At 60.1% G+C, this 12,457-nt stretch carries 11 protein-coding genes; 6 read left to right on the top strand and 5 right to left on the bottom strand.

The genetic code is table 11. The features are described 5' to 3' along the window. Positions 1-70: 70 nt before the first annotated feature. The 4 genes from CKW30_RS13580 to gpmI form a co-directional block, all read right to left on the bottom strand. Positions 71-847, bottom strand: a complete 777-nt coding sequence (locus tag CKW30_RS13580; RefSeq protein WP_095181061.1) for a divergent polysaccharide deacetylase family protein — start codon at positions 845-847, stop codon at positions 71-73. Between the two features lie 2 nt (positions 848-849). Beyond that, positions 850-2,169: a S41 family peptidase gene (locus CKW30_RS13575; RefSeq protein ID WP_039756590.1), complete on the bottom strand. Its 1,320-nt coding sequence runs from the start codon at positions 2,167-2,169 to the stop codon at positions 850-852. Positions 2,170-2,200: 31 nt separating this feature from the next. After that, positions 2,201-3,487, bottom strand: a complete 1,287-nt coding sequence (locus CKW30_RS13570) for a murein hydrolase activator EnvC (RefSeq protein WP_056787238.1) — start codon at positions 3,485-3,487, stop codon at positions 2,201-2,203. Between the two features lie 254 nt (positions 3,488-3,741). Next, positions 3,742-5,271 carry a 2,3-bisphosphoglycerate-independent phosphoglycerate mutase gene (gene gpmI / locus CKW30_RS13565; RefSeq protein WP_095181060.1) on the bottom strand — a complete coding sequence of 510 codons (1,530 nt, stop codon included), beginning with the start codon at positions 5,269-5,271 and terminating at the stop codon, positions 3,742-3,744. Between the two features lie 153 nt (positions 5,272-5,424). Here gpmI and CKW30_RS13560 point away from each other — a divergent pair, with 153 nt between their 5' ends. From CKW30_RS13560 to secB, 3 genes are read left to right on the top strand one after another with little or no spacing between them, the layout of a single operon-like run. Next, positions 5,425-5,838, top strand: a complete 414-nt coding sequence (locus CKW30_RS13560; protein WP_016772116.1) for a rhodanese-like domain-containing protein — start codon at positions 5,425-5,427, stop codon at positions 5,836-5,838. A 1-nt stretch (position 5,839) separates the two neighbouring features. Then, the gene (gene grxC / locus CKW30_RS13555; RefSeq protein ID WP_016772115.1) at positions 5,840-6,094 is read left to right on the top strand and encodes a glutaredoxin 3; all 255 of its coding nucleotides are present in this window, start codon (positions 5,840-5,842) and stop codon (positions 6,092-6,094) included. Positions 6,095-6,151: 57 nt separating this feature from the next. After that, positions 6,152-6,637, top strand: coding sequence for a protein-export chaperone SecB (secB, locus tag CKW30_RS13550; RefSeq protein WP_016772114.1), 486 nt, complete (start codon positions 6,152-6,154; stop codon positions 6,635-6,637). 121 nt (positions 6,638-6,758) lie between these two features. Here secB and CKW30_RS13545 read toward each other — a convergent pair whose 3' ends face one another. After that, positions 6,759-7,214, bottom strand: coding sequence for a tRNA (cytidine(34)-2'-O)-methyltransferase (locus tag CKW30_RS13545; protein WP_016772113.1), 456 nt, complete (start codon positions 7,212-7,214; stop codon positions 6,759-6,761). On the opposite strand from CKW30_RS13545, the gene CKW30_RS13540 reads away from it, so the two are divergent. The 3 genes from CKW30_RS13540 (at position 7,213) to CKW30_RS13530 (ending at position 12,416) form a co-directional block, all read left to right on the top strand. Next, complete coding sequence (locus CKW30_RS13540; RefSeq protein WP_095181059.1) at positions 7,213-7,653, top strand: hypothetical protein; 441 nt, start codon at positions 7,213-7,215, stop codon at positions 7,651-7,653. The two genes, CKW30_RS13545 and CKW30_RS13540, sit on opposite strands and share 2 nt — an antisense overlap. A 186-nt stretch (positions 7,654-7,839) precedes the next feature. After that, complete coding sequence (locus CKW30_RS13535) at positions 7,840-9,831, top strand: leucine-rich repeat domain-containing protein (RefSeq protein WP_256584333.1); 1,992 nt, start codon at positions 7,840-7,842, stop codon at positions 9,829-9,831. 119 nt (positions 9,832-9,950) lie between these two features. After that, positions 9,951-12,416 (top strand): leucine-rich repeat domain-containing protein, encoded by a 2,466-nt coding sequence (locus tag CKW30_RS13530; RefSeq protein ID WP_095181058.1) that lies wholly within the window; start codon positions 9,951-9,953, stop codon positions 12,414-12,416. Positions 12,417-12,457: the final 41 nt, after the last annotated feature.

Below are 12,457 nucleotides of genomic sequence, written 5' to 3'. Positions count from 1 at the left end.
TTGCAGGTCTCACTATCCGGAAGGGGGAGGGGCGTTCGGTGGTAACTATGTATTGCAACGTGACCGGGTGTTACCGGTAAACGCCATCCTTGCCATGGCCAGCCATGGCGCGGTTGCTGCGCACGCTGATCATCTGCCTGATATCGATCCAGTCGATGCCCTGCGATTTGAGCTTGGGTAATTCGCGCTCGAGCACCGCCAGGGTCTGCGGATACGGATGGCCGATCATCACCGCTGAACCCTGTTTGTGCGCCAGGGCGATCGCGGTCTGCAACTGAGTGGCAATGGCCGCTTCGGTGCGCTCATCATCAAGAAACACATCACGGGAAACGCTGGCCAGGTCGATCTTCTGCGCCTGCTGCGCAGCGACCGTTTGAGCGCTGGTGCGGCTGTCGACGAAGAACTTGTGCCGACGCTGCAATTCGCCCATCAACCACGCCATCGCCACAGGCTGCGCGGTCATGCGGCTGCCCATGTGATTGTTGATGCCGGCAGTGAACGGGACTTTTTCAAACGCGGCATTCAGGCGTTTCTGCAGCTCTTCAATGGGCAGTTCGGGGTGCCAGGCGTACGGCCCGGTGGCCGGGTCCATGGGCATGTGCAGGATGACGATCTTGCCGGCGCGATGGGCTTCGCGGGCAAATTCGGTGGCGTGGGGGGTATCGGGCATGATCGCCGCCGTGACCGGGCCGGGCAGGGCGAGCACGCGACGATCCCGGGGCAGGTTCTGCCCCAGGTCATCGATGATCAGTGTCAGGTAGGCCTTGTGCGGCGAGGAACTGGCGGGCTCTGCTTGGGCAAGACCCGCCAGACAGCACAACAGAACGCAGAGGGAACGCAACAACATCCTCAGCGGCCGGACGTGATGCTCAGGCCTTTGAGCAGGCTCAGGGCCTGGGCCAACTGGTAATCGTCATCCTGCGGCATCGCTTTGGCCTTGCCGCCGGAGCCGCTCGGTTTGTCGGCGCCGCCGTTGCCGTTGCCCAAGTGACCTTGCAGATCGGCTTCCTTGAAGTATTCGCTGTCGGCTTCGTTGGTGATCTTCGCGCGGCGCACTTCGATGTCCGGCACGATGCCCTGAGCCTGGATCGAGCGGCCGTTCGGCGTGAAGTACAGCGCGGTGGTGATCTTCAGCGCGCGGTCGTTGTTCAGCGGCAGCACGGTCTGCACCGAGCCCTTGCCGAAACTGGTGGTGCCCATGACCACGGCACGCTTCTGGTCCTGCAGGGCGCCGGCGACGATTTCCGAAGCCGAGGCACTGCCACCGTTGATCAGCACGACCATCGGTACCGCTTCGCTTTCATCCTTGCCGGTGGCGGAGAAGCGCAGCTCGGAATTGGCGATGCGGCCCTTGGTGTAGACGATCAGGCCTTTGGTGATGAAGTGGTCGACCACTTCCACCGCCGATTGCAGCACACCACCCGGGTTGTTGCGCAGGTCGAGGATGATGCCGTTGAGCTTCTTGCCGTTGTCCTTGCGCAGTTTGGCCAGAGCCTTGGAGACTTCTTCGCCGGTCTTGACCTGGAACTGGGTGATGCGGATATAGCCGTAGCCCGATTCCAGCAGCTGCGCCTTGACGCTCTTGACCTGAATTACTGCACGGGCCAGGGTCACGTCGAACGGCGTGCCGCCATCGCGAACCAGGGTCAGGGTGATTTTCTGGCCGATCTTGCCGCGCATCTTGTCGACGGCTTCGGTCATGGTCTGGCCACGGGTTGGCTGGCCGTTGATCTTGACGATGAAGTCACCCGCCTGGATGCCCGCCTTCGACGCTGGCGTGTCATCAATCGGCGAGACAACCTTGATGAAGCCGTCTTCGGCGCCGACTTCGATGCCCAGGCCGCCGAACTCACCGCTGGTGCTTTCCTGCAGCTCGGTGAAATCTTCAGGGCCAAGGTACGCCGAGTGCGGATCAAGGTTGCTGAGCATGCCCTTGATCGCGTTTTCCAGCAGGGTCTTGTCGTCCACAGGCTCGACGTACGCGGCTTTGATCCGGTCCATGACCTCGGCGAAGGTGCGCAGCTCTTCCAGTGGCAACGGCGCCTTGGCGGTCGCGGCAGTGCCTGCCGGAGCGACGGTCGGGGCCGGTTGCGCGGCGAACGCCAGAGGCGCGCCGATCACCAGGGCGATCGTCAGGGCCAGCGAGGTAAGGCGGGACAAATGCAGCATGTCGAACGAACTCCTGAATTAGGTGGTGCGCTTATCCTTGCGCACGACACCATTGCGCCGGATCACTCGGGTGACCCTGCTGACGAATTGCGAAATACAGCGCTGGCGTGTCCTGACCGCCACTGTTACCGACAGTGGAAATCGACTCGCCCGCCTTGACCACATCACCCGCCGACTTGAGCAGCGTCTGGTTGTGGCCGTAAAGACTCAGAAAACCGTTGCCGTGATCAAGAATCACCAGCAAACCGGCACCGCGCAGCCAATCGGCGAACACCACGCGCCCGCCGTGTACGGCGTGCACCTGGCTGCCGGCGGAGGCGCTGATCATCACGCCATCCCACTTGGTGCGGGCGTCGTCGCCACGGCTTTCACCGAAGCGTGCGAGTAATCGACCATCAACCGGCCACGGAAGTTTTCCCCGCGTTGCAGCAAAAGGCCCGCCAAACGTTTCGCCGCTGCTCGATACCAGCGCGCCGGGGCTTGATCTGGCGGGTTTTCGTGGGGCGTCGCTGTTTTCAGCCTGCGCCTCACGCAAACGCTTTTTTTCCGCTTCCTGCTGGGCGATCAGCGCTTTCTGCCGCGCCTCTTCTGCCTCACGAGCCTGTCGGGCCAGGGTTTCTTCAATGGTTTTAAGGACTTTAGACAGGTCTGCCTGATCCTGCTCGCGGGCGGCGAGTTTCTGATCGCGGGCCTTGACGTCGTCATTGAGTCTGGCGAGAACCTGCTGGCGCTCCTTGCGGACTTTCTCGAGTGCTTCGCGCTGCGTGTCGAGGTCGCTTTTCTGCACCAGCAACTGCGCTTGCTGCAGACCGATGTCTTTTTCGACATTGGCCAGTTGGCGCAGGGTTTCGTTGAAGTTCTTCAACTGCTCCAGGCGTGCCTGGCTCAGGTAGTCGTAATAGGTGAGGGTGCGGGCGAATTTCTCGGGATTCTGCTGGTTGAGCAGCAGCTTGAGGTATTCCTGGCGGCCGTTCTGGTACGCCGCTCGGGCCTGAATGGCGATCAGTCGCTGCTGTTCAGTGCGCGCGCTCTGGAGTTTTTTTTTCTCTGCATCGAGCCGCTGCAGCTCGGATTCGCTCTTCTGCAGTTCTTTCTGCAGCGCGTCGACCTGCTTCTGCAGCTTGCCCATCTCGGTTTCAGTGCCCTTGAGCTCTTTCTGCACGCCGGACTTTTCTTCCTGCAGCTTGCCCAAGAGTTTTTTCAGCTCGGCGATATCCTGACGCGTGGCGTCCAACTGCTGTTGGGTTTGCGCGCGCTCGTCGGCGAAGGCCGGCTGGAGCAGACAGGTCAGAGCAAGGGCGATCAGGACGCGAAGCATAGGGGCGGGCGGCACCAGGGTAAGGGACGGCCTAGTATGCCCGCCCGAGGCTGCAAAAAAAACGCCCAATTGGGGCTGTGTGATAACTGGCTGGAGATACAGCTGAAAATAATCTTCGAAACCAGCACAAACCACTGTGGGAGCTGGCTTGCCAGCGATGGCGGCTGCACATTCAACATAAATGCTGGCTGTCAGCTTGCTATCGCTGGCAAGCCAGCTCCCACAGGGTTTTTGCGGTGTTTTCCGGATTCGGCTCAGACCAGAATCGAAGTCCCGGTCATCTCCGCCGGTTTTTCCAGACCCAGCAGCATCAGCATGGTCGGCGCTACGTCCGCCAGCACGCCGCCTTCGCGCACTTTCAGGTCGCGTTTGCCGACGTAGATGAACGGCACCGGCTCGGTGGTGTGCGCGGTGTGCGCCTGGTGGGTTTCTTCATCGGCCATTTTTTCGACGTTGCCGTGGTCGGCAGTGATCAAAGCTTCGCCGCCGACTTTTTCCAGCGCCTCGACGATGCGACCGACGCAGGTGTCGAGGCACTCGACCGCTTTGACCGCTGCATCGAACACACCGCTGTGGCCGACCATGTCGCCGTTGGCGTAGTTGACCACGATCACGTCGTAGCGCTGGTTTTCGATGGCGTCGACGATACGGTCGGTGACTTCCGGCGCGCTCATTTCCGGCTGCAAGTCATAAGTAGCGACTTTCGGCGACGGGATCAGGATGCGCTCTTCGCCCGGGAACGGTTCTTCACGACCGCCGGAGAAGAAGAAGGTCACGTGAGCGTACTTCTCGGTTTCAGCGATGCGCAGCTGGGTCTTGCCGTTTTTTGCCAGGTAATCACCAAGAACGTTTTCCAGGCTGCCGGCGGCGAAGGCCGACGGTGCCGGAATACTTGCGGCGTACTGGGTAAGCATGACGAAACCGGCCAGTTTCGGCTGACGGGCGCGCGCGAATTCCTTGAAATCGTCTTCGACAAACACCCGGGTCAGCTCGCGGGCGCGGTCGGCACGGAAGTTCATGAACACCACGGCATCGCCGTCTTCGACTTTGACCGGCTCACCGATGGAAGTGGCTTTGACGAATTCGTCGCTTTCGCCACGGGCGTAGGCGGCTTCGAGACCTTCCTGAGCGGTGGCGGCGTTGAATTCGCCGTTGCCGTCGACGATCAGGTTGTAGGCCTGGGCGACGCGATCCCAACGGTTGTCGCGGTCCATGGCGTAATAGCGGCCGATGATGCTGGCGATCCGGCCTTTGCCCAATGCCTGGAACGTCGCGTCGAGCAGTTCGATCGACGAGGCAGCGCTTTTCGGCGGCGTGTCGCGGCCATCGAGGAAGGCGTGCAGATAGATTTTTTCGGCGCCGCGCTTGAAGGCCAGCTCGGCCATGGCGATCAGGTGATCCTGATGGCTGTGCACGCCGCCATCGGACAGCAGGCCCATGAAGTGCACGGCTTTGCCGGCGGCCACGGCTTTATCCACAGCGGCGCAGATGGTCGGATTGTCGAAGAATTCGCCGTCGCGGATCGCTTTGGTCACACGGGTGAAGTCCTGATACACCACGCGCCCGGCGCCGAGGTTCATGTGGCCGACTTCGGAGTTGCCCATCTGGCCATCCGGCAGACCGACGTCCATGCCGCTGCCCGAGATCAGGCCGTTCGGCACGGTGGCCCACAGACGATCCAGCACGGGTTTCTTTGCCGCGAACACAGCATTGGATTCGGGGCTGTCGCTGTGACCGAAGCCGTCGAGAATCATCAGGACCAAAGGTTTGGGCGTAGTCGTCATGGAATCCACTCGTGGCTGATAAAGAAGAGGGCGATGGAAAACGGAGTTGGAGTTTAAAGCGAAGTTCCGACCGCGTCACCGCCGGACGGGGTTTGGCCGACCATAGTGGCTGTGTATACTGGCCGACATTTTAACGCCCTGGAACCTCCTTCGATGGTTGCTCACCTGATTGAATTTGCCACTAACCACTACATTCTTGTCGGTATCTTCGTCGTACTTCTGGCTCTGTTGCTGGCGCACACGATGCAGGGCGGCGGCAAGAGCCTGAGCACCGGCGAACTGACCGCACTGGTCAATAAAGACGCAGGCGTGGTGGTGGACATCCGTCCGGCCAAGGATTATGCCGCTGGCCACATAGTCGGCGCGGTGAACATCCCGCAAGACAAACTGGCTGCCCGCGTCGGCGAGCTGGAAAAGCACAAGGCCAAGACCATCATTCTGGTCGACGCCCTCGGTCAGACCGCCGGCACCCACGCCCGCGAACTGATGAAGTCCGGCTTCACCGCCGCCAAGCTGTCCGGCGGGATTTCCAGCTGGAAAGGCGACAACCTGCCGCTGGTGAAATGACATGAGCGAAGTCATCGTCTACTCCAGCGATTACTGCCCTTACTGCTCGCGCGCCAAGCATCTGCTCGCCAGCAAAGGCGTGGCCTTCGAAGAGATCAAGGTCGATGGCAAGCCGCAGCTGCGTGCCGAAATGACCAAAAAGGCCGGGCGCACGTCCGTGCCGCAAATCTGGATCGGCGCGAAGCACATCGGCGGTTGTGATGATTTATACGCCCTGGAGCGCGCCGGCAAACTCGACGCGCTGCTCAAGGGCTGAACGGCTGCACCCACGTACAGCACTCCCTAAAAGACCCAAGATCGATAAGGATCTGAGATGACTGACCAACAGAACACTGCAGCCAGCGAAGAAGAAACCGCACCGCAATTCTCCTTGCAGCGCATCTACGTACGCGACCTGTCCTTCGAAGCCCCGAAAAGCCCGGCAATCTTCCGCCAGCAGTGGGATCCGGCGGTCGGTCTGGATCTGAACACCCGCCAGAAAGCGCTGGAAGGCGATTTCTACGAGGTGGTGCTGACCCTTTCCGTTACCGTGAAAAACGGTGAAGAAGTGGCCTTCATCGCTGAAGTGCAACAGGCCGGTATCTTCCTGATCAAGAATCTGGACGCGGCTTCGATGAGCCACACCCTCGGTGCGTTCTGCCCGAACATCCTGTTCCCGTACGCCCGCGAAACCCTGGACAGCCTGGTCACCCGCGGTTCGTTCCCGGCGCTGATGCTGGCCCCGGTGAACTTCGACGCCCTGTACGCGCAAGAGCTGCAGCGCATGCAGGAAAGCGGCGAGACCCCGACCGTTCAGTAAGACGGTTCAGTAATACCCATGTGGGAGCGAGCCTGCTCGCGAAAGCGGTCTGTCAGACACATCAATGTTGACTGACACTCCGTAATCGCGAGCAGGCTCGCTCCCACATTTGCTTGCGGCGTTACTTGAAGTCGTTCTGCCGCCACGCTTCGTACACGGCGACCGCCACGGTGTTGGACAGGTTCAGGCTGCGGCAGCCTTCGCGCATCGGCAGGCGCAGGCGCTGTTCGGCGGGCAGGGCGTCGAGCACGTCCGCCGGCAGGCCACGGCTTTCCGGGCCGAACAGAAAAGCGTCGCCGGGCACGAACGCGGCATCATGGAACGGTCGCGAACCCTTGGTGGTGAAGGCGAACACGCGCGGGTTGCCCAGACTTTCCAGACAACTGGCCAGGTCAGCGTGACGCTGCAACGTGGCATATTCGTGGTAGTCGAGACCGGCACGGCGCAGGCGCTTGTCGTCCATCTCGAAACCCAGTGGTTCGATCAAATGCAGGTGGCAGCCGCTGTTGGCGCACAGCCTGATAACGTTGCCGGTGTTCGGCGGAATTTCTGGTTGAAAAAGGATGACGTGAAACATGCACGGCTCCGAAGGTAAAGATGAGCGGCATTCTACGCCGCCTGTGGACAACCGTTCGAAACTATTCCCGCGAGTCATCGGCTCGCTGGCGATTGTCGGCTTGATGATCGGCTTGATGATCGGCCGTCTGACCACGCCCGATCCAAGCGTGCTGGAGCGTGTCGAGGTCACCGATGGTGGCCTGGTGGTGTGGTTCAACAACGAGCCGAAACTGCACGGCGAGATCATCGATGGCACCGTCGCGCTGCTGTTTCAGGCCGAAGGTCGGGCGCAGAAGGGCCAGCTCAGGCTCAACGGCAAGGACGTCAACTGGCGCACGCGCAAAAGCGATGGAGGGTTATTGCTGACGGTGCTGGCAGCGCGCCCGTTGCAGGGCGACTGGGTTGGCAGCGAGGTCGATGATCGTTGGCGGCTGGAGATCCGCTTGAGCGAGCCCTAGGGGCAAGTCCTCATCACTGGGCGCGCTCCGACACTGTTTGAGGTCGTTTCCCACTGCGGCCGTCTCCCTTTCCCATCTCCGTCCGATGCTCGTCCACGCTATCGTTTGCCCCTTCAAACGGCAGGATGCCGAAACCCGTCGTCCCCTTGCTCGACTGCATGGGGCGTCTTTTTCAAGGATGAAAACATGCCAGTAAAACCCCCTCGCGGTGGCGGTACCCACGTGGACGTTCCGGGCAGCCCGCATCGGTCTGCGGACGCCGACACTTCGCTTTACGGCCACTCGGGTCGCACAGGCGTCGATGTGAATTTTGCTCAGCACCATTTGCTGCCGCGCGCCGAATCATCCAGTGACGCGACCCTGGATGCCATACCCCCTGCCGCGGCCGTTGTGGTGCGCGCACTCGCAGAAGGTATTCGCCCTCCCACCACCCAGCCTTCGCTGGACAATTACGTCACCAACGCCCGAGCGATACTTCCACAGGTCAACAGTGAGGGTTTGCGGGTGATCAGTCGGCGAACCTACGCAGACCTGGTCAACGGCGACCTGGTGCCTGTCGCAGTGGATCCTGCGACGGGTCTGTATCGAGCCCGGCGGCCAAGCGAGTTGCTCCCATCCGGCCCGGTGATGCTGCGCGATGTGGACAGCGGACTTTGGTATGCGCGTGAAGTCGCGGAGCCCACCACCCGGGAGCAGATCCGCAAGTACCTGCCCGACACGACCGACGAGGACGCGGACGCCTTCATCGCCCGGTTCGATGACAAGGACGGGGCAGAGCTTGAGCTCAAGCATATTCAGCTTGGGCTGGCGCAATTGGACTCGACGCGTTTTGACCTGCCGATCAGTCGAGGTCGCATTTCATCGGACAAGGAGTTACATGAGGCGCGGAATATATGGGCGACGTTTCGCCAGCTGTATAGATGGCAAGGCCAGCCCGAACAGAGCGTCTACCGTGACGGGCGGCATGTGGGCTTCAAGCTGGAAATCGATCTGACGATATGGCCAGTTCAAAAACCGCTTTCCTTGAAATTCAGCTCAGTGGTTTCTCTGACTTTAAGAGGCCGTGGCCGGCTGGACCCGGACGTGTTTTGCGCACAGTTTCCCAATCTTGAAAGTCTGACCATTACCAGTCAGGCAATCGAAGTGGAATGGCGGTTTCAAGGCTGGAACGTGATCGAACGGGCTTATTCGAAATTCAGGCTGGATTCGCGCTTTGCCGAGCAATTGAAAAGATTCCCGCGTTTGCAAAGGCTGCACCTGCAGGACTGTGAATTGACGTCTGACTTTTCGGTACGAGGCCTTGCCAGGCTAAACGAGCTATGGCTTTGCAACACATTCGAGGCCCCGGTGAACAGCCTGGACATGCAGATGCGGCATCAGGAGCAAGTCACCTTTTTGCAAGTGGCAGCTGATATCAGAGGGATGACTGAACTGCGGGTGCTGGATCTGAGCCGCACCGGAATACACCTGCTGCCTTCCGGACTTGAGGCCATCGACGTGGCGTCGACGCTGGAAGTGTTAAAACTGGGGGGCAATCCGCTTTCGACCAGCCCCTCACTCGAACACATGACCGCACTGCAGGAGCTGGATCTTTCCAATACACGATTGCAAAGATTTCCCGAGGGCATTACCGACAGGATTCCCGCAAGAGAACTGAATCTTGCGGACAATCACATCAGGTCGATCCCCGAATCCGTGGAGCTCAGAGCGGGCTTCAATCTCATCGGCAATCCGATAATGGACCCGGCCTCTTTACGGCGGTTGATACGAGCACGGGTAGAGACAGGCACCGATATCTGGCTTGGGCAGGAAAGCAGCGATGTAACTGCCGATCTCTGGCTACGCAATGTGCCACAGGAACAGATAGCGGAAAAACAAGCGCTGTGGGACAGGCATAACGCCGCAATGCCACTGGCAGTGACCGGCATTCTTCGTCGACTGAGTCGAACGCCCGAGTTTCACGTTGAACGCCCGCTTCTGCAGCGGCGCGTGTGGTGGTTTCTGGAAATGTATGACAGCGCCGAAGTCAACGAGCGGGCCAGGCTCGACGCCATTCTTTATACGGAAACGAGTCCCGGGAGAATGCTGGACAGGCTGGAGAATGAAATCCGCAGCTATGACGGAGGACGACAGAGTCAGCCGCTGCATCCTTTGCCCAAGCGGCCCAGGTTCGAGTAACTCGCAGGAGTACGCAGTGCCGATGCAAAAGCGGCAAACCTCGACCCGTCTGTAACAGCAATGCCACCCCCCCATCGTCTCTGGGATAAATGCCAGGGACGACTTTCAAGGATGAAAACATGCCAGTAAAACCACCCCGCAGTGGCAGCACCCGCGTGGACACGGATGTTCACCCGGCCATGACCCGACGTCTGGACAAGGATTTCGCACTGGTGCGCACTCCCGATCTCAATGGCACCGCCCCCTGGGTTCGTGGCGATGATCCGAAGCTGCGGGGCAGCTTGCCGGGCGATGTTGTCGGCGCGGACAGGACCTTGCCGACGCCGATGGTCGAGGTTCGCCCTGCGCCCCACACCAATCCAAGTCCTCCCGTCATCGCCAGGTCGCTGGACAGTTATGCAATGCGATCACCGGCCGGACTGCCGGCAGCTGACGGTGACGGCTTCAGGCTGTACAAAAAACGTCAGTATGTGGATGTGTCTGGCGGCGGCATCGTTCTGGTAGGGGTGGATCCGGACAGCGGATTTTATCGCGCTCGACTCCCCAGCGAGTTGCTGCCCACCGGTCCATGGATGTTGCGGGATAGCCGCAGCGGCCTCTGGCATCCGCACAACGACTTCAACGCACGCACCGATCCTCTGACCGTTGCGGGTTTGCAGGGATTTCGCAGCGGGCTGGATCTCAGCGGCGTCGCCCCCGGCAGCGACGGCGTGGTACGTCACGCTGGCAAGCTCTACGTGGTCATTGATCAACAGGCGTATCAGGTTTTGCAGGATCTTGCTGCGTCTCGCCCGGAATACAAGGTCTGGCGTCTGGTTGATCCCAGTCATCCCGGCGCCACCGACAGCGCAAACATTTATCGCGCCAGCCTCGGCGGTGAGACGCTGGCCATTACCCGGAACGAGCGCAATACCTGGGTTTCCATCCTTCCTGGTTTACGCGGGGGCATGCAGCGCAATGAGGCTGCAGGTGCCAATCCGTTCAACTTTCATCGCCCCTGGCTCACTGACTCCGGCCCTTCACGGGGGCAAGCGGCGGTTGCAGACGCGACCACGCGGGCGCAGGTAAAACGCTATTTCGCCGACTCCACCGATCAGCATGCCGATGATTTCATTGCCCGATTTGCTGAGGCAGGTGCGGCTGAGGTGGAGCTAAAACGGCTACAGCTTGAGTTTCCTCAACTCAACCGTGAGGTCACTGCGTGGGAGACTGCCTACAGGGGTGACAGCAGTGCCGAGCGCATTCGGCGACTGGCAATAGGTGCCAGCGTGCGTCGATTGTTCAAGTGGCAGGGCGACAGTTCGGAAAAAGTCTACCGGGATGGCCGGCTGATCGGCTTCAGGTTGAAACTGGATTTGGGCGCGCGGGGGAATTTCGCCCTTCCGGTTTTTTCGACTCGACTCGGATCTGTTGTGTCTCTTGGCCTGGAGGGACGCACCTCTAGGAATCTGGGAGATCTGTTGTCGATGTTCCCGCGCATGGACACCTTGCAAACACGCAGAATCGACGGCCAGAAATTGCTTGCCCAACTCGACAAGCTCCCACAGTTGAGAGTCCTGGAAATTCGTGAAAGCAGTCTGTTGCTGTCGTCGACAGGCCTCGACCACTTCGCCACATTGACCGGGCTGGAAGAGTTGAGCCTGATCAACTGTGGTATCTGGCCCGATCTTTCAGTGCGAGGGATGACCGGGTTACGGGTATTGCGCGCACGTTCCTGTGGCTTGCTCCGTCTGCCTTTCGGATTGGATGAGGTGGCCGTGGCGTCACGGTTGCAGGTGCTTGATCTGTACCACAATCCCGAACTGCGACATCCGCCTGATGTGACCCAGATGTCCGAATTGCGAGTATTGGATCTGTCCCATACCCGCATATCCGCGCCGCCACCCGGGCTTGGCATGCAGAGCGGTCCTTCGCGACTCCAGGTCTTGAATTTATCCAGCACCCCACTCGCTGTGGCGCCGTCGCTCAGCGCAATGTCGGCATTGCTGGAGGTTGACCTGAGCCATACCGCGATAAAAACTTTCCCGGACGGCGTGAACTCCGAGGTTCCCCGAGCACGTCTGGATCTGAGTTATACCCGGATCGAATCAATCCCCGAAGCTGTTGAACTCAGGGAAGGTTTCAACCTTACCGGCACGTTGATTTCCGATCCTGTCTACTTTCGGCGGTTGATTGCTGCACGTCGGCAAACAGGTACGGACATCTGGTTGGGACGAGCTTCGAGCCATCTGGTCATAGACCACTGGATGCACAATGTTCCACAGGCGCAACGCGCCGCCCGGATTTCCCTCTGGGACTCGTTAATCGATCAGACGAATGTTGCCATGATGGGCAAAATCAGAGAGCTGGTCCGCACGCCTGAGTTTCAGGTTGAGCGGCCGCTTCTGCAGCGTCGGGTCTGGGCGTTTCTGGAACATTTCCAAAAGGCGAGTCTTGGTGAGCAAGACGCTTTGCGGGACATCGCGATAACGGAGTCCAGTCCCGGAAAAATGCTGGAAAGGCTCGAAGAGGAAATGACGAAGTTCGACTCAACCTGGCAGCACCAGCCCCCGCATCATTTGCCCAAGCGGCCGCGGCTTGCATAGGGGGGTGCAAACCGCAGGCGGCACGATGCCGGCATCATCAC

The organism is Pseudomonas sp. Irchel 3F6, from assembly GCF_900187595.1.
Lineage (GTDB): Bacteria > Pseudomonadota > Gammaproteobacteria > Pseudomonadales > Pseudomonadaceae > Aquipseudomonas > Aquipseudomonas siliginis.
This window is presented reverse-complemented; position numbering and strand designations above follow the sequence as displayed.